Source organism: Aestuariivivens marinum (assembly GCF_022662175.1).
Classification (GTDB): domain Bacteria; phylum Bacteroidota; class Bacteroidia; order Flavobacteriales; family Flavobacteriaceae; genus Aestuariivivens; species Aestuariivivens marinum.
Genome location: NZ_JAKMCR010000001.1, coordinates 1,516,301 through 1,537,076 on the forward strand (window position 1 = coordinate 1,516,301; position 20,776 = coordinate 1,537,076).

Below are 20,776 nucleotides of genomic sequence, written 5' to 3' on the forward strand. Positions count from 1 at the left end.
TAAACTATGGCAAAACAAGCAGCAATAGAACAGGACGGAACAATTATAGAAGCATTATCTAATGCCATGTTTCGTGTTGAACTGGAAAACGGCCATATTGTTACGGCACATATTTCTGGTAAAATGCGAATGCATTACATTAAATTGTTACCTGGTGATAAAGTAAAATTAGAAATGAGTCCTTACGATTTAACTAAGGCTCGCATCACTTATAGATATTAAAAATTTGAACTTTTGGTTTAGTGTAGTCGAAACCACAAAGAGTTCCAAAATTCAAAAAAGATGAAAGTAAGAGCATCAGTTAAAAAGAGAAGCGCAGATTGTAAAATAGTGCGTAGAAAAGGAAGACTTTACGTTATAAACAAAAAGAATCCTAGATTTAAACAAAGACAAGGTTAAAATAGATAAAAGTCATTAGTTTACTTAGTAGTTAGATGAATCTGTTCGAAATAGAAATGTTTAGGATTCTAACAACTAAAAACTAACAACTAAAAACTAAAATTAGTATGGCAAGAATTGCAGGTGTAGACATACCAAAAAACAAAAGAGGAGCTATCTCTTTAACCTATATATATGGTATAGGTAAAAGTAGGGCAAAGGAAATTTTAGCAACTGCTAAAGTTGACGAAAACACTAAAGTTCAAGATTGGACAGACGACGAAATTGGAGCAATCCGTGAAGCTGTTGGAACTTATAAAATTGAAGGTGAATTACGTTCTGAAACCCAATTAAACATTAAGCGTTTAATGGATATTGGATGTTACAGAGGTATTCGTCACAGAGCCGGACTTCCACTTAGAGGTCAGCGAACAAAGAACAACTCCAGAACCAGAAAAGGTAGAAGAAAAACTGTTGCTAACAAGAAAAAGGCAACTAAATAATAATTAAACAATAGTCATTAGTCATTAGTATTTGGACGTTAGAAGAATCTGTTCGAAATGTAAAAGTTTAGGATTCCAATAACTAAAAGCTAACAACTAGAAACTAAAAGAATATGGCAAAAACAAGTACAAAAAAACGTAAAGTTGTTGTAGACGCTATAGGTGAAGCCCATATAACAGCGTCATTCAATAATATTATTATCTCACTTACCAATAAGAAAGGCGATGTGGTTTCATGGTCTTCAGCAGGTAAAATGGGATTTAGAGGATCTAAGAAAAACACGCCTTATGCAGCACAATTAGCTGCCGAAGACGCCGCTGGTGTTGCATTGGAAGCTGGCTTGAAAAAGGTAAAGGTTTTTGTAAAAGGTCCAGGAAATGGTAGAGAATCTGCTATTAGATCTATTCATAATGCGGGTATAGAAGTAACAGAAATAGTAGACGTTACACCATTGCCACATAATGGATGTAGACCTCCAAAACGCAGAAGGGTTTAAGAACTATTGTTTCTAATATTCTTCTTATATTTGCAGGAATTTTTTGAAATTACTTGGTGATTGAGGTTTTTGATATTACCGAGTTAGTTTCACTTTAATAAATAATTTAAACAAGTATCAACAAGAGATTTACGATTATCGAAGGATAAGATTAAGACCTTAATTCATAATCACTCTTAAAACACAATTTAAAATGGCAAGATATACTGGTCCTAAAACTAAAATAGCCCGTAAATTCGGTGAAGCTATTTTTGGAGACGATAAGTCTTTCGAAAAAAGAAATTACCCTCCTGGTCAACACGGAAACAACAGAAGACGAGGGAAAAAATCGGAGTATGCTATCCAATTACAGGAAAAGCAAAAAGCGAAATACACCTATGGTATTTTAGAACGTCAATTTAGAAATTTATTTAAAAAAGCTAGAGCTGCCCAGGGTATTACCGGTGAGGTTCTATTACAACTTTGTGAGTCTAGATTAGATAATGTTGTGTATAGAATGGGTATAGCTCCTTCTAGAAGTGCTGCAAGACAGTTAGTTTCACACAGACATATTACTGTTAATGGAAACTTGGTAAATATACCATCTTACCAATTAAAAGCAGGTGATGTTGTAGCAGTAAGAGAAAAATCTAAATCGCTTGAAGCTATTGAAAGATCGCTTTCAAATTCAAGCCACGTTTACGAGTGGATTACTTGGAATAATGATACTAAACAAGGAACTTATGTTTCTGTTCCTGCTAGAATTCAAATTCCAGAAAACATCAACGAACAATTCATAGTCGAATTATATTCTAAATAATAAATTAATAACATTGGTATTTAGCCAAAGGGTCTATTCGTTCTTCTTCAAACTTATAGACCGCGCAACTAAATAACAATTAAAACGAAGAAAAAGATATGGCAGTATTTAGTTTTCAAAAACCGGATAAAGTAATCATGATCAATTCTACTGATTTTGAAGGTAAATTCGAATTCAGACCTCTTGAACCTGGTTACGGTTTAACAGTAGGAAATGCGCTAAGAAGAGTTTTATTGTCTTCTTTAGAAGGATTTGCAATTACATCGGTTAGAATTGAAGGTGTAGATCATGAATTTTCCACAATAGCTGGTGTGGTGGAAGATGTTACTGAAATTATATTGAATTTAAAACAAATACGTTTTAAAAGACAGATTGATGATATAGACAACGAGTCAGTTTCTATTTCAATTTCTGGTCAAGAACAAATATTGGCAGGAGATTTTCAAAAGTTCATATCTGGATTTCAGGTGCTTAACACAGAGCAGGTTATCTGTAACTTAGATCCTAAAGTTAATTTCAACCTAGAGATTACAATTGAAAAAGGTAGAGGATATGTGCCTGCAGAAGAAAATAAAAAGGCTTCGGCACCAATAGGTACTATTTTTACCGATTCAATCTACACACCAATAAAAAATGTTAAATACAGTATAGAAAATTATCGTGTAGAGCAAAAAACCGATTATGAAAAATTGGTTTTTGAAATTATTACCGATGGTTCTATAACCCCTCAAGATGCATTGACTGAGGCTGCTAAAACCTTAATTCATCACTTCATGTTATTCTCTGATGAGCGTATCACTCTTGAAGCTGATGAAATAGCCCAAACTGAAACTTATGATGAAGAATCGCTTCATATGAGGCAGTTGCTTAAAACAAAGTTAATCGATATGGACTTATCTGTACGTGCACTTAATTGTTTAAAAGCTGCTGAGGTAGATACTTTAGGTGACTTGGTTTCATTCAACAAAAACGATTTAATGAAGTTCCGAAACTTTGGTAAAAAATCTTTAACAGAGCTAGAAGAGTTGGTAAGTATTAAAGGCTTAAACTTTGGAATGGATTTAAGTAAATATAAATTAGATAAAGATTAATTATTTCTAACTCCTTTATAATTTGCTCTCCGCAAACATGGATTGAGCAAGATAAAGGTTTAAAACAAATGTCATGAGACACGGAAAAAAATTCAACCATTTAGGCAGAAAGGCTGCTCACAGAAAATCGATGTTGGCAAATATGGCTTGTTCATTAATAGAGCATAAGCGTATTAATACAACTGTAGCTAAGGCTAAAGCATTAAAACAGTTTGTTGAGCCACTCATTACTAAGTCTAAAGAAGATACTACGCATAACAGACGTATTGCTTTTAGTAGATTAAGACAAAAAGAAGCAGTTACTGAATTGTTCAGGGAAGTTGCTACAAAAGTTGGTGACAGACCGGGAGGTTACACTAGAATTATTAAATTGGGTAACCGTTTAGGTGATAATGCCGATATGGCTATGATAGAGCTTGTAGATTACAACGAAATCTATAATGCAGACAAACCTAAAAAGAAAACAACTAGAAGAAGTAGAAGAGGTGGTTCTAAACCTGCGGCTGCTCCTGCTGTTGAAACAAAAGCAACAAACGAAGAGGAAGAATAAATGTTGATAAGCATTTGAAATATAAAGGATAAACTATTATTAGTTTATCCTTTTTTTTTGCAATTTTGTAAAACTTTTTTAAAAACATGAAATATCAAAAAAGACAAAAAGCCATCGTTCTTCTAGCAGATGGTACCATTTTTCACGGGAAAGCAGTAGGTAATAAACAAGGAACAGCATTTGGAGAGGTGTGTTTTAATACAGGTATGACTGGGTATCAAGAGATTTTTACCGATCCATCTTATTATGGTCAGCTTATGGTAACTACCAATGCGCATATAGGAAATTATGGAACCAATGCAGATGAAGTAGAGTCAGATTCTGTTAAAATAGCAGGCCTAATAGTAAAGAATTTTAGTTATGTATATTCCAGAGATAATGCAGATGCTTCTTTAGAAGAATTTTTAGATAAAAATAACCTTTTTGCCATTTCAGATGTAGATACCAGAGCTTTGGTTAGTTATATACGGGATAATGGTGCAATGAATGCAGTCATTTCAACAGATGTAGATAATATTGACGAACTTAAAAAACAACTAGCAGAAGTTCCCAATATGGAAGGTTTGGAATTAGCTTCAAAAGTATCTACTAAGGAACCATATTATTTTGGAGATGAGAATGCGACATATAAGGTAGCAGCTTTAGATATAGGAATAAAAAAGAATATCTTAAGAAACATCGCTAAACGAGATGTGTATATAAAAGTGTTTCCTTACAATTCTAAGTTTGAGGATTTAGAAGCATTTAACCCAGATGGATATTTTCTGTCTAATGGTCCTGGTGATCCGGAGCCATTAAAGGAAGCGCAGGCGGTAGCAAAAGAAATTATTAAGCGAAACTTACCATTGTTTGGTATCTGTTTGGGACACCAAGTTATAGCACTTGCCAATGGCGTGTCGACCTATAAAATGCACAATGGACATAGAGGTATTAACCACCCTGTAAAAAACTTACTGACAGGAAAAGGTGAGATTACCTCCCAAAATCATGGTTTTGCCGTAAACAGGGAAGAGGCTGAAGCAAATGAAGATTTACAGGTAACGCACCTTCATTTAAATGATAATACGGTAGCAGGATTGGCAATGAAAAATAAAAATTGTTTTTCAGTACAGTACCATCCGGAAGCTAGTCCGGGACCACATGATTCAGATTATCTTTTCGATCAGTTTATTGAAAACATTAAAAAAAGTAAACTTTCAGTAGCTGAATAATTTTACAAAAAAGAATTTCTTTAAAAAACAGTCTTTTTAGATTGTTTGTTTTAGAAAATACCCTTGTTAAAATACGACTGAATGTCACTAAAACGTTATAGGTGCATTTTTATGTATTTGTTAGAGAATTACATAATAGTGCTGAGATTTAGTCGTAAATTTGATGAAAGTTTTTGAATTACTTCAATAAGTTAAAAGTTTATAAATAAATCAATTATGAGTGCAATACTTAATATTCACGCAAGACAAATATTAGATTCAAGAGGTAACCCAACCGTAGAGGTAGATGTTGTTACAGAGAATGGTGTGTTGGGTAGAGCTGCAGTACCTTCTGGAGCTTCTACGGGAGAGCATGAAGCTGTAGAATTAAGGGATGGAGGTAATGCCTATATGGGAAAAGGCGTTTTAAAGGCTGTTGAAAATGTAAATACCACTATAGCAGATGCTCTATTGGGGGTTTCAGTTTTTGAGCAAAACTTTATAGATCAAACCATGATCGATTTAGATGGAACATCTAATAAATCAAAATTGGGAGCTAATGCTATTTTAGGAGTTTCATTAGCGGTTGCCAAAGCAGCAGCAGAAGAACTAGGTTTACCTTTATACAGATATGTAGGTGGTGTTTCGGCCAATACACTTCCTGTACCAATGATGAATATCATTAACGGAGGGTCTCATAGTGATGCTCCTATCGCTTTCCAAGAATTTATGATTATGCCTGTAAAGGCAAAAGGTTTTACCCATGCTATGCAAATGGGAACCGAGATTTTTCATCATTTAAAAAAAGTGTTACATGACAGAGGGCTAAGCACAGCTGTTGGTGACGAAGGTGGTTTTGCACCTACATTGGATGGAACAGAAGACGCTATTGAAACCATTGCTAAAGCAGTTGAAAATGCAGGTTATAAATTTGGTGATGAAGTAAAGATAGCTTTAGATTGTGCTTCCGCCGAGTTTTTTGTTGATGGAAAGTACGATTACACTAAATTTGAAGGTGATAAAGGAGCAGTAAGAACATCTGCAGAGCAAGCTGAATATTTGGCCCAATTATGTGAAAAGTATCCAATTATTTCGATTGAAGATGGTATGGATGAAAATGATTGGGATGGTTGGAAATTGTTAACCGATAAAGTTGGAGATCATGTACAGTTAGTTGGTGATGATTTATTTGTTACCAATGTGGAACGTTTATCTCGTGGTATTGAAAGCGGTATTGCCAATTCTATTTTAATTAAAGTAAACCAAATAGGGTCATTAACCGAAACTATTGCAGCGGTTAATATGGCTAAAAATGCTGGTTATACTTCTGTAATGTCACACCGTTCAGGAGAAACAGAAGATAATACGATAGCCGATTTAGCTGTAGCTTTAAACTGCGGACAAATAAAAACAGGTTCTGCGTCACGTAGTGATCGTATGGCAAAGTATAACCAGTTACTTCGTATAGAGGAGGAATTGGGGGAAGTTGCTTATTTTCCTCGTAAAAAAGCTTTTAAGTTAAAATAAACCTAGTTTAACTATAGTTGGAAGCCAAATTCATATCTTGAATTTGGCTTTTTTTGTTCTTTTAGTTTTAATATGGATTGCGTGTGAAATATTTTATATATAATCCATTTGTTGATAAATATCATATTTTAAATGTTAAATAAGTGATAGATTTATAAAATGTACTTATTTAATAATCTAATATCATATTTGTCATGAGTAAATTAAAAGATACCTTATACCAAAAAATTCTAGATCATAGAAAGCGAACTACTAAACTTTTAAAAGAAAGTGGAGATAAAGTTGTTGATCAGGTAACTGTATCTCAGATAATTGGTGGTATGAGAGGGATAAAAAGCCTAATAACTGATATTTCATATTTAGATCCATACGAAGGTATTCGATACCGAGGGTATACACTTCAAGAAGTGTTAAATAAATTACCAAAGGCAGAAGGGGCTGAAATGCCTTATGTAGAAGGACTCTATTATTTGTTGTTAACTGGTGAAATGCCAACAAAAGAAGAAGTTCATGAGGTTATGGTAACCTTTAGAAACCGACGCATAATACCGCGTTATGTTTGGGATGTAATAGATTCTTTTCCCAGTGAAAGTCACCCTATGGCAATTCTTTCTGCAGCTGTAATGAGTCTACAGCGGGAGTCTCATTTTAATGTGATGTACGAGAGAGGTTTAAGTAAATGGGATTATTGGGACAGTACCTTTGAAGATGCTATTAACTTAATAGCTAAAATGCCATTGATAGGAGCCTATATTTATAACAAATTATATCAAAAAGGGAAAGGACACCGTTATCCAGATCCGTCTATGGATTTAGGTGCAAATTTTGCCTATATGATGGGTAAGGATAAACCTTATGATGATGTGTCTCGCATGTATTTTATTATACATGCAGATCATGAAAGTGGTAATGTTAGTGCTCATACGGGTCATTTAGTAGCAAGTACCCTATCTGATGTGTATTATTCAATTTCAGCCATGATTAATGGTTTGGCCGGACCTTTACATGGTCTAGCAAATCAAGAAGTGTTAAGATGGTTACAGGGATTGAGAAATCAAATGAATGGAAATTTACCAACTGAGGAGGAAATGAAACAATATGTTTGGGATACTTTAAATAGTGGTCAAGTAATTCCTGGTTATGGACATGCGGTATTGAGAAAAACAGATCCTAGGTATACAGTCCAAAGAGAGTTTTGTTTAAAGCATATGCCAGATGACGAGTTGTTTAAGTATGTGGACGCATTATATAAAGTGGTTCCAGATATTTTACGAGAACAAGGAAAAGCAAAAAATCCATGGCCAAACGTTGATGCTCAATCTGGAGTGGTGCAATGGCATTATGGTATTACTGAGTACGACTTTTATACAGTTTTGTTTGCTATTGGTAGATCAATAGGTGTCCTATCCAATATTATATGGGATAGAGCATTGGGTTATCCATTAGAAAGACCTAAATCTGTAACTACAGATATGCTAGAAAAAATGGTTAAGCCTACTCAAGAACTAGTCGGAACAAATTAAAACCATCTGTTCTTTTGAATACTTAAAAAAGTGATTGTTTTTTTAATAATCACTTTTTTATTTACTATCAATTTTAATTATGTTTAAATTGATTAATATCATTATTGATAAACTTTAAAAATAGGGTCTTTTTTTGTAATTTAGCGTTCCGCTTAAACAAAATAAATTTACTTGAACTTATGGCAAAAACTGCTACCATTGAAATAGATGGGAAAAAATATGACTTTCCGTTAATTACTGGAACCGAGAATGAAGTTGCAATAGATATTAAAAGCTTAAGAGGAGCTACTAGTGGTGTAATAACTTTAGACTCAGGTTATAAGAATACTGGATCTTGTTCCAGCAGCATTACATTTCTTGATGGTGAAAAAGGCATATTAAGATATAGGGGCTATTCCATTGAAGAATTAGCAGAAAAAGCAAGTTTTTTAGAAGTAGCTTACTTGCTTATTTTTGGAGAACTTCCAACTCAAGAACAAAGTGAAAGATTCCATAGTGACATAAAAGCACAATCTGTTGTAGACGATGATGTTAGGAAAATTGTTGATGCTTTCCCGAAATCGGCACACCCTATGGGAATCATTTCTTCTTTAACAAGTGCACTTACGGCTTTTAATCCTTCGTCGGTAAATGTCAAGTCGGAGGAGGATATGTATAAAGCTATTGTAAAAATACTAGGTAAATTTCCTGTATTGGTAGCTTGGACCTTGCGTAAAAAGCAAGGGTTGCCGTTAGATTATGGTGATAAGAACTTGGGTTATGTAGAAAATGTCTTGAAGATGATGTTCAAGCAACCCAATGAAGATTATGTTCAAAACAAAGTGGTTGTTGATGCATTGGATAAATTATTAATCCTGCATGCCGATCATGAGCAAAATTGTTCTACATCTACAGTTAGAATAACCGGTTCTTCACATGCTGGGTTATTTGCATCACTTTCAGCTGGTATTTCTGCATTGTGGGGGCCATTACACGGAGGGGCTAATCAAGCTGTGTTGGAAATGTTGGAAGCTATAAAAGTGGATGGTGGTGATACCAAAAAATATATGGCTAAAGCCAAGGACAAGGATGATCCGTTCCGTTTAATGGGCTTTGGACATAGAGTATATAAAAATTTCGATCCCCGTGCCCGCATTATAAAAAAGGCTGCAGATGAAGTTTTAGGTGATTTAGGTATTGAAGATCCTATATTAGATATAGCAAAGGGTCTGGAAAAAGAAGCTTTGGAAGACCCATATTTTGTTGATAGAAAACTGTATCCCAATGTAGATTTCTACTCAGGAATTATTTACAGAGCTATGGGTATTCCTACCGACATGTTCACGGTCATGTTTGCTTTGGGGCGTTTACCTGGTTGGATTGCACAATGGCGAGAAATGCGTTTAAATGGTGAACCAATTGGAAGACCAAGACAGTTATATGTAGGTGAAACATATAGGGCTTTTGTGCCAATTGACAAAAGATAAAAATTATTTGATTTTATAGAATTTATAAGCTTCATGGGTTTTTCATGAAGCTTTTCTTTTTTAAAGTAATATTTTTTAGAATAATTTAAAAATTGTGTAATAATCATTAGTTTTGAAGCTTGAAATTAAGTCTGTTTTTAGACTTATACAGATAAAAAATTTTATGCTAAAACTCAATGTAAAAAATGAAACATCTAGGTTAAGAGCTGTAATTTTAGGTACAGCCAAAAGCAATGGACCAACACCTAGTGTTTCAGAATGTTACGACCCTAAAAGCATTCAACACGTATTGGCTGGTAATTATCCAAAGGAAGAAGATATGGTTGAAGAAATGGAGGCCGTAGCTGCTGTTTTTAAAAAATATGATGTTATGGTTTATCGCCCTGAAGTGATTGAAAACTGTAATCAAATTTTTTCAAGAGATATTGCTTTCGTAATAGAGGATAAGATAATACGTGCCAATATATTACCCAATAGAGAAGAAGAGGTTGAAGCCATACGCTATGTGTGGAACCAAATAGATAGTAAAAACAGAATTGTTTTGCCTGAAGACTGTCATGTTGAAGGTGGTGATGTTATGCCTTGGAACGATTATATTTTTATAGGTACTTATACGGGTGAAGATTATGCTAGCTATATCACTGCTAGGACCAATAAAGCGGCTGTTATTTCGATTCAGGAAATGTTTCCTCATAAAAAGGTGAAATCTTTCGAACTACGAAAATCAAATACAGATCCCAAAGAAAATGCATTACATCTAGACTGTTGCTTTAATCCCCTAGGTAAAGGAAAGGCTATTATTCACAAGAATGGATTTTTAATAGAGGAGGAATACGAATGGCTCGTAAACTTTTTTGGAAAGGACAATGTTTTTGAAATAACCAAGAATGAAATGTACGAGATGTACAGTAACGTGTTCTCAATTTCGGAAGATATTGTCATTTCCGAAAAAAACTTCACACGTTTAAATAAGTGGCTTAGGGAGCAAGGCTTTACTGTAGAAGAGGTGCCCTATGCCGAAATAGGAAAACAAGAAGGACTTTTGCGTTGTACAACCCTACCTCTAATAAGAGACTAGTTTTTATTCCTAAGAAATTATGGAGCAAACCACAAATACCATTTTAATGATTCGTCCAATAAATTACAGGATGAACGAGCAGACGGCCATTAATAATTACTACCAAAAAGTTTTGGACAAAATTTTACCTGAAACAGTAAATGTTAGGGCACAACAAGAGTTTGATGCTTTCGTTGAAAAGCTAAGACAAATAGGGGTTAATGTGATTGTTGTTAGTGATACTAACGAGTATGATACTCCAGACTCCATATTCCCAAACAATTGGGTGTCCTTTCATAAAAATGGCGATGTTGGCCTTTACCCTATGTTTGCAGAAAACAGACGTTTGGAAAGACGTGAAGATATATTGCTAACCCTAGAAGAACAAGGATTTATTATTAAAAATATTATAGACTATACAAGTGCTGAAGAAGAAGGTGTTTTTCTAGAAGGTACCGGTAGTATAGTGTTGGATCGTGTAAGCCGAAAGGCCTATTGCGCCTTGTCTTCACGAGCAGATGAAGATTTGTTTATAGAATTTTGTGAAGATTTTGAATTTACACCAGTTATTTTCACCGCTTATCAATGGGTTAATAATAAACGATTGCCCATTTATCATACCAATGTGATGATGTGCATAGGGGAAAGCTTTGCTGTTATTTGTTTAAATAGTATTGACGATAAAAAAGAACGCAAAAATATTTTAAAGCATTTAAAGGAAGATGGTAAGGATATAATTGATATTTCCGAAGAGCAAGTTAACCACTTTGCAGGTAATATGCTTCAAGTGAGGGGCAAAAATGATTCCCGTTATTTAATAATGAGTCAAGCTGCATATAATGCATTGACCAATGAACAAGTACAAAAATTGGAAAAGCATACAAACTTACTATCAAGTTCACTGGATACTATTGAAGCTTGTGGTGGTGGTAGTGCCCGTTGTATGATGGCAGAAGTCTTTTTGCCAAAAGCCTAAGTATTAAGCAGGCTTAGATTTTGGTAGTTGTACATAAAATGTAGTGCCAACATTTAATGTGCTTTCCACCCATATTTTACCATTATTAAGTTCAACCAGTTCTTTACAAATAGATAAACCTAAACCAGTACCCTTTTCGTTATTGGTTCCTGCAGTGGTAAAAGTGCTACTTTTAAAAAGCTTCCCAAGATTTTCTTTTGAAATTCCCACACCGGTATCAGCAATACTTAAAATACAGCTACCATTACTGATATGGTTGGACACTGTAATCGTGTCGCCTTTATTACAAAACTTTAATGCATTGGCTAATAGGTTTTGAATCACGATTTCTATCATACTTCTATCTGCATAAGCAAAATCGCGTAAAGAATGATCAATAAGGTTTATACCTTTTTGTGCCATACGTTGCTCAACTAAATTTACTTTGTCCTCAAAAACTTCTTGAATATCAAACAGACTAGGTTTAGGTTCAAGTGATTGCATTTGGGATTTAGACCAATTTAAAAGATTGAACAGTAATAGGGAAGCATTACTTGCATTATCACTTAATTCGGGGATTAAATTATCAAATTCTTCCTTAGAAAGCGTATCGTCTTTTAATAAGTCTATAAAACCATTAATAGACGATAGTGAATCCTTTAAATCGTGCGATATAATGGAAAATAACTTGTCCTTTACATTGTTAATGTTCTCTAAATGCTTTATTTGCTCGAGATCTGCTTCGTGCTGTAAGTTGGCTTTTAGGTTTTTTTCTTCTAAACTCTGAACCAGTTTAATGTTGTCCATACGTTTAGAGTTGGTCAAAATAATAAATACGATAGCCATAACAAGTATGGCCAGTAAAATATAGAACAATAGCTTAAACGATTTCTGTTTATCGACTTCAGATTGAGACGTTAAGGTTTTATCGCTTTCTTCAATTGTATTGTCTAAATTTAAAGTTGAATTAATATCCGTGTCAATATTAGTATCGATGTCAATAGCAGACAATCTTTTTTGTTCTAATGATGTTTTTAAGCTGTAATATTCACGCTGCCATACAAAAGCTCGATCAAATCGCTTTCTGGTTGAATCTAAGCGTTTCATTGTATTATAATACCTGAGGAGTTCTTGTTTGTTATCTAAGCTTTTAGCTATATTACCAGCTTCAAATAATTGTCGTTCTGCAAGAATTAATCGACCTTGATTTAAATTTAGGGTACCTAAATTGTTTAAAGTCATTAATAAACCTGTTTGGTTGTCATTACGTCTGTTTAAGTTTAATCCTTGTAATAAATATTTCGAAGCATTATTATAGTCGTTAAACTGCAAGTATTCACCACCTAGTTTAGCAGAAACAACGCCCTGTATGGAGTCGTTTTCAATATTGGCATTTAAAAGATTTTTATAATATTCAATAGCTTTTCTATGTTCCTTTTTCAAGGAATATAAATCGGCTAGTTTGCTATACGATGAGTTAATACCATCAATATCGACTAAGGTTTGTTGTAAGGGTAAGGCTTTTAAATAAAAACTAATCGCTTTATCGTAATCACTAATATTATAATAAGCATCAGCAAGATTACTATACGCCAAGCTAAGTTCCTGTTTTAAATCTTGCTGTTCTAGAATTTCAATAGCCGATAAGGCATACTGTAATCCTTTAGCATAATTACCGCGTTTAATTTCTATTAAGCCAATACCATTATTCACTTTTGCGATACCAAGTGTATCGTTGAGCGCGTTATACAAGTCCTTACATTTTGCATAACTACTAATGGCATTGATATAATCGTTTTTATGAGCATAAATTAAGGCTTTATAGTAGATAACATCGGCAAGCCCTTTTTTATAATCTAGATCTGTAGCTAGTTTTTCGGTTTTAACAATAAACTTTACAGCCTTGTTATAATCTTTTTTATCGTAGAGGAGTTTAATGAGCTCTAAGGAAGTCTTTGCTTTTAGTGTATCCTGTTTTTGAAAGGCTAATTGTATTGTAAGGCTATCTATGTCTTGGGTTTGCGAAAAACCTAAGAACATAATTAAAAGAGTGCCTAACGTAATTAATTTCCTCATACAATATCTACATTAAACTAAATCATTTAATAAATAGGTATCTTAAGGAGACTTTCATTGAGGGAATAAGAGTGCTCTATCGTTTACTAATTTAAATGTAATTTTTAGCGTTATTAAATTATTTTGCTTGAAATGGATAATTAATAGCTTAACAAAAGTTGTAAAATCACATATTAAAAGCTAATATTTAGGTTTTAATACCAATAAATTAGATGAAATGAATAGCAAAAATTCGTAAAAAAATCGATGAATAGATTAACGGCAAATATTATATACAAACTACACTTTTGTCGATGAAATACACCTTAAACAAGTCTGTTTTTATATGTGCTTAAATAGCATTAAATAGTATTGGTTATAATTCAAGTTAATAATTTGTATCTTAACCATGTAAATCTTACTTAATTTGTATTATGAATAAATCAGTTAAAACAATTCTTTTAGTAGCTGGACTTGGATTATTAGTTTATGGCATTTATACATTGATTGCGCCAGAAGCATCGGTTAGTATAGGTGATTTTAGCGTAGAGGCTCAAGACAATACGGATGCCTATATTACCATTGCTTTAGGTTTGGTAGCTATAGTGTTAAGTTTGTTTGCGGGTAAAAAAGTTGACTAAAAATTTTAAAGAAAAAACTATAGAAGATAATATAGAAATTGGATTTTTGGACCATGTTGCTATTCGTGTTCGAGATTTGAGTGTTTCAGCTGAATGGTATCAACGGGTCTTAGGTCTTAAAAAGTACCAATTGCCCGAATGGGGAGCATACCCCATATTTTTACTGTCGGGTAAATCCGGAATTGCATTGTTCCCTGCAAAATTAGATGATCCCAAATTGGATGCTTTTTCAAAGAACATAAAGATTGACCATTTTGCTTTTCATGTTACCAAAGAGAATTTTGAAAAGGCTAAAGAGCGTTATGCTCAATTGAATATGGATTTCAATATTCAAGACCATTATTTTTTTCATTCCATATATACCAAAGACCCCGATGGCCATACGGTTGAATTAACAACTTTGATGGTTAATGAGGATGAATTTTATTAAAAGCACAAACTATGTAATAATAGATAGTCTACCATATGTTTTGATAAAAATTCTATCTTTGCACACTTATTAATCAAGATAGGATGAATCTTCAAGAGACATTAGAAATTCAGGTAAAACAAGCTGTAAAATCAGCATTTCAGGTAGATGTCGATTCAGTGGAGTTCCAAGCGACAAGAAAGGAATTTGCTGGCGATATTACAGTGGTTGTTTTCCCTTTGTTACGTTTTGTTAAAGGTAATCCAGTACAGATAGGTGAAACTATTGGAGCTTATATGCTTGAACATGCTACAGACGTAAAAGCCTTTAATGTTGTTAAGGGGTTTTTAAACCTTGAGATTAACGATTCGTATTATATCAATTTTTTTAATAGTATCTACAAGCAAGATCACTTCGGATTTGTAAAGCCAAATCCAGAGGAGAGAGCCATAATGGTGGAGTATTCTTCACCAAATACTAATAAGCCGTTACATTTAGGACATATTAGAAACAACCTTTTAGGCTATAGTGTTGCAGAAATATTAAAGGCATCTGGTAAAAAAGTCTATAAAACACAAATTATAAACGATAGGGGTATTCATATTTGTAAAAGTATGTTGGCTTGGAAAAGGTTTGGTAATGGGGAAACACCTGAAAGTACAGGCTTGAAAGGAGATAAACTGGTTGGTAATTATTATGTGAAGTTCGATCAAGAATACAAAACCGAGATTCAAGGTTTAGTAGCAAAGGGAATACCAGAGGAAGAAGCCAAAAAACAGGCACCTCTTCTTATAGAAGCCCAAGAGATGCTCCGTAAATGGGAAGCAGGTGATAAAGCTGTGGTTGAACTTTGGGAAACAATGAATGGTTGGGTTTACAACGGATTTAACGAAACCTATAAAAACCTTGGAGTTGATTTCGATACATTGTATTACGAGAGCAACACCTATTTGTTGGGAAAAGAGTTTGTAGCAGAAGGTTTAAAAACTGGTGTTTTTGAAAAGGCTGAGGATGGTTCGGTGTGGTGTGACTTAACCGATGAGGGGCTTGATAAAAAAATTGTACAACGTGCCGACGGCACAGCAGTTTATATGACTCAGGATATTGGAACTGCAATACAGCGTATCAAGGATTTTCCCGATGTAGGTGGTATGGTCTATACCGTTGGTAACGAACAGGACTACCACTTTAAAGTACTGTTTTTAATTCTAAAAAAATTAGGTTTTGATTGGGCCAAAAACTTATATCATCTAAGTTATGGTATGGTCGATTTACCCAGTGGAAAAATGAAGAGCAGGGAAGGGACAGTGGTTGATGCCGACGATTTGATTGATGAAATGGCACAAACGGCTGGTGAGATTTCGGAAGAATTAGGGAAACTGGATGGTTATACCGAAGCAGAAAAACAGGAACTCTACAAAGTTATAGGATTAGGAGCACTAAAGTATTTTATTCTTAAGGTGGATCCTAAAAAACGTATTTTGTTCGATCCTAAGGAATCCATCGATTTTCAAGGCAATACGGGACCGTTTATTCAATATACTTATGCACGTATTCAATCCATAATCCGAAAAGCCGATTTTGACTACCATGCCACCTTGAGCGCAGTCGAAAGGTCTCTTCATGATAAAGAACGAGAACTTATTAAGCAATTAGAACTGTTTCCAGAGGTTGTTCAATTTGCAGCAGAACAGCATAGTCCTGCTTTAATAGCCAATTATACTTATAATTTGGTTAAGGAATTCAATTCGTTTTATCAAAACGTTTCTATTTTGGGTGCAGATACCGAAACTGATAAAATATTTAGGGTACAACTGTCGCAAAAAGTAGCATCTACCATTAAAGATGCGTTTAGTGTACTTGGTATTCAAGTCCCGGAACGGATGTAATAGAATGTATTGATTTTTTTGCAGTTTGATGTCATTTCGAATCTTTGGACTTAAGCCCGTATCGAGCCAAGTCGAGATGCTCAAGACAGGCTAAAGTGAGAAATCCCATAAAGATAAGCCAACCTAACTTACTGGATTCCTGCCTTCGCAGGAATGACAAAGGCATTTCGTGTACTTGGTATTCAAGTCCCAAACGGATGTAGTGTTTTTGTCATTCAGAAGGATTCCGAGAATTCGTGAGACTGAAGAATCTATTTTTTGCTTCGAGTACATTTTTCTATCATGATTTTTAAACTCAGCTTACTTCATTTCAATGAATTAATTCAAGATACTTGTTCCTCCCTTGCCTGGAAGGGAGGTGGCTAAATACTATGGTATTTAGTCGGAGGGTTTAGAAATAAAAAATCCCGATAACTTATTCAGCTATCGGGATTTTTATTATGAGATTCCTGTTTTCCCTTCGACAAGCTCAGGGCAGAGCACAGGAATATATTTATTAATCCTCAACCAACACCCAATCACCTTTGGCAATTAAAGGTTCGGCCTGTTTGTATTTCAAGGTTTTGTTTTCACCATTTATAACATGCTTAATGGTTACACGGTCGTTACGACCTATTTTTGGTCTATCACGAACAATGGTCTCAACAACTTCTTGTCTGCGTTGAGTATTACCAGCAGCTCTAGCCTGTGCTGAACGTTCATCCAAATTAGGAATTTCGTCCTTTTGTGTGTTTAGCTTCTCTCTTTTTCTGGCACGTGCTTCTTGTATTGTGTTTTGCGTTTCCTGTGGCAATTCACCCTTAAACAAGAATGAAATAACATCTTTGTTCACTTGGTCTATCATGGCCTTGAACAGTTCAAAAGCTTCAAATTTATAGATCAATAAAGGGTCTTTCTGTTCGTGGACTGCCAGTTGTACCGATTGTTTTAATTCGTCCATTTTACGAAGATGGGTTTTCCACGCATCATCAATAATGGCTAAAGCGATGTTCTTTTCAAAATCGGTAATTAACTGCTTACCATTGGTTTCATATGCTTTTTGAAGATCGGTAACCACGTTCAGGGTTTTTGCGCCATCAGTAAACGGCACTACAATACGCTTGAATTTATCACTTTGTGTTTCGTATACATTCTTAATCACAGGGAAGGCAATATCGGCATTACGCTCCATCTTTTCTCTGTAATGTTCAAAAGCTGCCTTGTATATTTTTGAAGTGATTTCTTGGACGGTTAATTTCTCGAAATCTGCTTCAGAAATGGGTGCGCTCATTGAGAAATACCGAATCAGCTCAAACTCAAAATTTTTGTAATCGTTAGCACCCTTATTGGTTTCGGCAATTCCTTCCGAAGTGTCAAAAATCATATTGGCCAAATCTACACGCAAGCGCTCACCGTGCAGGGCATGACGACGGCGTTTGTATACCACCTCACGTTGGGCATTCATCACATCGTCATATTCCAACAAACGTTTACGAACCCCAAAGTTGTTTTCTTCCACTTTTTTCTGGGCGCGTTCAATAGATTTGGAAATCATGGAATGTTGGATCACTTCGCCTTCCTTCAATCCCATACGGTCCATCATTTTGGCAATGCGTTCACTACCAAATAAGCGCATTAAATTATCTTCTAACGACACATAGAACTGTGAGCTTCCTGGGTCTCCCTGACGACCTGAACGACCACGTAATTGGCGGTCCACACGGCGCGAATCGTGACGTTCGGTACCCACGATGGCCAACCCGCCCGCTTTTTTAACCTCTTCGGTTAATTTAATATCCGTACCACGACCGGCCATGTTAGTGGCAATGGTAACCTGTCCCGGTCTACCCGCTTCGGCAACAATATCGGCTTCTTTTTTATGGAGTTTCGCGTTCAGTACGTTATGTGGTATTTTACGAATGCTCAACATTTTACCTAGTAACTCCGAAATTTCTACCGAGGTGGTACCAATCAAAACCGGACGGCCAGCTTGCGAAAGTTGGGTCACTTCCTCAATAACGGCATTATACTTTTCGCGCTTGGTTTTGTAGACTAAATCGTCCCTGTCGTCTCTGGCAATAGGGCGGTTGGTTGGGATTTCAACCACATCCAATTTGTAGATTTCCCAAAATTCCCCGGCCTCGGTTACGGCAGTACCGGTCATACCCGAAAGTTTGCGGTACATTCTAAAGTAATTCTGGAGGGTTACCGTGGCAAAGGTCTGGGTGGCATCTTCAATTTTTACATTTTCCTTAGCTTCAATCGCTTGGTGCAACCCATCACTATAGCGACGACCGTCCATAATACGTCCCGTTTGTTCATCAACAATCATCACCTTATTGTCAATAACCACGTATTGGGTGTCTTTTTCAAAAAGGGCATAAGCTTTTAAAAGTTGATTAAGGGTATGGATACGCTCCGACTTGACGCTAAAATCCTTAAATAATTCTTCCTTGAGTTTGGCTTCTTTTTCAGGGGATAAACCTTGCTTTTCAATTTGGGCTATTTCAAGACCTATTTCTGGCATCACAAAAAAGTTAGGATCATCTTTTCCAGAAAGATATTCCACCCCTTTATCGCTAAGCTCTATTTGATTGTTTTTTTCGTCAATTACATAGTACAGTTCGGCATCAACCTTAGGCATTTCCCTATTGTTGTCCTGCATGTAAAAATTTTCGGTTTTTTGAAGCAGTTGCTTGATGCCTTCTTCTGATAGGAATTTAATAAGCGCCTTGTTTTTTGGCATACCACGGAACACACGTAGCAATTGAAAACCACCTTCCTTGGTATCGCCTTCTTTTATTAATTTTTTAGCTTCTGCCAAAACCCCAGTTAAGTATTTGCGTTGTACACCTACAATATCATCAACTTTAGGTTTTAGTTCATTAAATTCATGACGATCGCCTTTTGGAATGGGGCCTGAAATAATCAATGGGGTACGGGCATCATCCACCAATACAGAATCCACCTCATCTACAATAGCATAGTGGTGTGGACGTTGTACCAAATCGTCTGGTGCGTGAGCCATGTTATCTCTTAGGTAATCAAAACCAAATTCGTTGTTGGTACCATAAGTAATATCGGCATTATAGGCCTTTTTACGTGCTGCTGAGTTGGGTTGATGGTAGTCTATACAGTCTACACTCAAGCCATGGAACTCAAAAATGGGTGCCATCCACGCACTATCCCGTTTGGCCAAGTAGTCGTTTACCGTTACCAGATGTACACCTTTGCCCGCTAAAGCGTTTAGATACACGGGCAGGGTAGCGACCAAGGTTTTACCTTCACCTGTTTGCATTTCGGCAATTTTACCTTGGTGTAGTGCAATACCGCCTATAAGTTGTACGTCGTAGTGTATCATGTCCCACGTGATGGGTTTGCCGGCGGCATCCCAAGAATTGGAATATATGGCACTGTCGCCATCTAAAGTAATATAATCTTTGTTTCCTGATAGGGATCTGTCAAATTCGTTGGCCTTAACTGCTATGGATGTATGGTTTACAAAACGTTTAGCAGTTTCTTTTACAACGGCAAAGGCTTCGGGCAGGATGTCGTTTAATACATCTTCGGTTATTTTATAGGCGTCGTCCTTTAGTTTATCAATATCCTGATAAATATCTTCACGTCTATCTATATCTTCGGTGTTTTCGGCTTCTTCCAGCAGGTTGGCAATTTCCTCATCTATGGCTTTGTTGGCCTCAGCAATTTTGGCTTTAAACTCGATTGTTTTAGCTCGTAATTCGTCATGTGATAAGGCTTCTAGTGCCGATTCAAAGGTTTTTATTTGCTCTACAATGGGCATAATGGACTTAACATCCTGTTTGGATTTGTCTCCAACAAAAACCTTCAATACAGAATTTAAAAAACTCATGGGTATATATTTTGTTATGTGGAACCGAAATAGCAAATAGCTGTATTAGGTTCCATATTATTTAGTAGTGTTTTTTGTGCGTTTTAAGGCATTCAAAGATACACTATGTTTAATTATTTGAATAAAAAAAAGTCTCAAAATCGAGACTTTTTAACTATTCTTTATGCTTTTTATTTAATATTCATCTTCGTTCCACAGATAATCTTCATCTGTTGGATAATCAGACCAAATTTCTTCAATTGAATCATAAGAATCGCCTTCGTCCTCAATTGACTGTAAATTTTCAACAACCTCCAAAGGGGCACCGGTTCTAATAGCGTAATCTATTAACTCGTCCTTGGTTGCTGGCCAGGGCGCATCACTTAAGTAGGATGCAAGTTCTAAAGTCCAATACAT

At 35.4% G+C, this 20,776-nt stretch carries 19 protein-coding genes; 16 read left to right on the forward strand and 3 right to left on the reverse strand.

The window, feature by feature from the left end; all coding sequences use genetic code 11:
• Window positions 1-6: 6 nt before the first annotated feature.
• The 13 genes from infA (at window position 7) to ctlX (ending at window position 11,557) form a co-directional block, all read left to right on the forward strand.
• Window positions 7-222, forward strand: a complete 216-nt coding sequence (infA, locus tag MR053_RS06605) for a translation initiation factor IF-1 (RefSeq protein WP_007094967.1) — start codon at window positions 7-9, stop codon at window positions 220-222.
• A 60-nt stretch (window positions 223-282) separates the two neighbouring features.
• Entirely contained in the window at window positions 283-399 is a 117-nt protein-coding gene (ykgO, locus tag MR053_RS06610) for a type B 50S ribosomal protein L36 (RefSeq protein ID WP_013305171.1), read from the forward strand.
• A gap of 107 nt (window positions 400-506) precedes the next feature.
• A complete protein-coding gene (gene rpsM / locus MR053_RS06615) occupies window positions 507-881 on the forward strand; it encodes a 30S ribosomal protein S13 (RefSeq protein WP_242131646.1) in 375 nt (124 codons plus the stop codon).
• 113 nt (window positions 882-994) lie between these two features.
• Window positions 995-1,378: a 30S ribosomal protein S11 gene (gene rpsK, locus MR053_RS06620; protein WP_223549361.1), complete on the forward strand. Its 384-nt coding sequence runs from the start codon at window positions 995-997 to the stop codon at window positions 1,376-1,378.
• 193 nt (window positions 1,379-1,571) lie between these two features.
• Window positions 1,572-2,177: a 30S ribosomal protein S4 gene (gene rpsD / locus MR053_RS06625; RefSeq protein WP_242131649.1), complete on the forward strand. Its 606-nt coding sequence runs from the start codon at window positions 1,572-1,574 to the stop codon at window positions 2,175-2,177.
• A 98-nt stretch (window positions 2,178-2,275) separates the two neighbouring features.
• Window positions 2,276-3,268 carry a DNA-directed RNA polymerase subunit alpha gene (locus tag MR053_RS06630; RefSeq protein ID WP_242131650.1) on the forward strand — a complete coding sequence of 331 codons (993 nt, stop codon included), beginning with the start codon at window positions 2,276-2,278 and terminating at the stop codon, window positions 3,266-3,268.
• Between the two features lie 73 nt (window positions 3,269-3,341).
• Entirely contained in the window at window positions 3,342-3,818 is a 477-nt protein-coding gene (gene rplQ, locus MR053_RS06635; RefSeq protein WP_223549356.1) for a 50S ribosomal protein L17, read from the forward strand.
• A gap of 86 nt (window positions 3,819-3,904) precedes the next feature.
• Window positions 3,905-5,029: a glutamine-hydrolyzing carbamoyl-phosphate synthase small subunit gene (carA, locus tag MR053_RS06640; protein WP_242131653.1), complete on the forward strand. Its 1,125-nt coding sequence runs from the start codon at window positions 3,905-3,907 to the stop codon at window positions 5,027-5,029.
• A gap of 216 nt (window positions 5,030-5,245) precedes the next feature.
• Entirely contained in the window at window positions 5,246-6,535 is a 1,290-nt protein-coding gene (gene eno / locus MR053_RS06645; protein ID WP_242131654.1) for a phosphopyruvate hydratase, read from the forward strand.
• A 194-nt stretch (window positions 6,536-6,729) separates the two neighbouring features.
• Window positions 6,730-8,058, forward strand: a complete 1,329-nt coding sequence (locus tag MR053_RS06650; protein WP_242131656.1) for a citrate (Si)-synthase — start codon at window positions 6,730-6,732, stop codon at window positions 8,056-8,058.
• Between the two features lie 179 nt (window positions 8,059-8,237).
• A complete protein-coding gene (locus MR053_RS06655; RefSeq protein WP_242131658.1) occupies window positions 8,238-9,524 on the forward strand; it encodes a citrate synthase in 1,287 nt (428 codons plus the stop codon).
• Between the two features lie 163 nt (window positions 9,525-9,687).
• Window positions 9,688-10,602 carry a dimethylarginine dimethylaminohydrolase family protein gene (locus MR053_RS06660; RefSeq protein WP_242131659.1) on the forward strand — a complete coding sequence of 305 codons (915 nt, stop codon included), beginning with the start codon at window positions 9,688-9,690 and terminating at the stop codon, window positions 10,600-10,602.
• Between the two features lie 19 nt (window positions 10,603-10,621).
• Window positions 10,622-11,557 (forward strand): citrulline utilization hydrolase CtlX, encoded by a 936-nt coding sequence (gene ctlX, locus MR053_RS06665; RefSeq protein WP_242131661.1) that lies wholly within the window; start codon window positions 10,622-10,624, stop codon window positions 11,555-11,557.
• Between the two features lie 3 nt (window positions 11,558-11,560).
• Here ctlX and MR053_RS06670 read toward each other — a convergent pair whose 3' ends face one another.
• On the reverse strand, window positions 11,561-13,612 hold the full coding sequence (locus tag MR053_RS06670) for a tetratricopeptide repeat-containing sensor histidine kinase (protein WP_242131663.1): 2,052 nt from the start codon (window positions 13,610-13,612) through the stop codon (window positions 11,561-11,563).
• A 413-nt stretch (window positions 13,613-14,025) separates the two neighbouring features.
• On the opposite strand from MR053_RS06670, the gene MR053_RS06675 reads away from it, so the two are divergent.
• The 3 genes from MR053_RS06675 to argS all read left to right on the forward strand — a co-directional run bounded on the left by MR053_RS06675 (window position 14,026) and on the right by argS (window position 16,530).
• The gene (locus MR053_RS06675; protein WP_242131664.1) at window positions 14,026-14,232 is read left to right on the forward strand and encodes a hypothetical protein; all 207 of its coding nucleotides are present in this window, start codon (window positions 14,026-14,028) and stop codon (window positions 14,230-14,232) included.
• Window positions 14,225-14,662 (forward strand): VOC family protein, encoded by a 438-nt coding sequence (locus MR053_RS06680; protein WP_242131665.1) that lies wholly within the window; start codon window positions 14,225-14,227, stop codon window positions 14,660-14,662. The genes MR053_RS06675 and MR053_RS06680 overlap by 8 nt, the downstream gene beginning before the upstream one ends.
• 83 nt (window positions 14,663-14,745) lie before the next feature.
• Complete coding sequence (argS, locus tag MR053_RS06685; protein WP_242131666.1) at window positions 14,746-16,530, forward strand: arginine--tRNA ligase; 1,785 nt, start codon at window positions 14,746-14,748, stop codon at window positions 16,528-16,530.
• A gap of 496 nt (window positions 16,531-17,026) precedes the next feature.
• Here the strand turns inward: argS and secA are convergent, their stop codons facing one another.
• Window positions 17,027-20,380 carry a preprotein translocase subunit SecA gene (gene secA / locus MR053_RS06690; protein ID WP_242131669.1) on the reverse strand — a complete coding sequence of 1,118 codons (3,354 nt, stop codon included), beginning with the start codon at window positions 20,378-20,380 and terminating at the stop codon, window positions 17,027-17,029.
• 174 nt (window positions 20,381-20,554) lie between these two features.
• Window positions 20,555-20,776 (reverse strand): DUF2795 domain-containing protein, encoded by a 222-nt coding sequence (locus MR053_RS06695; protein WP_019387375.1) that lies wholly within the window; start codon window positions 20,774-20,776, stop codon window positions 20,555-20,557.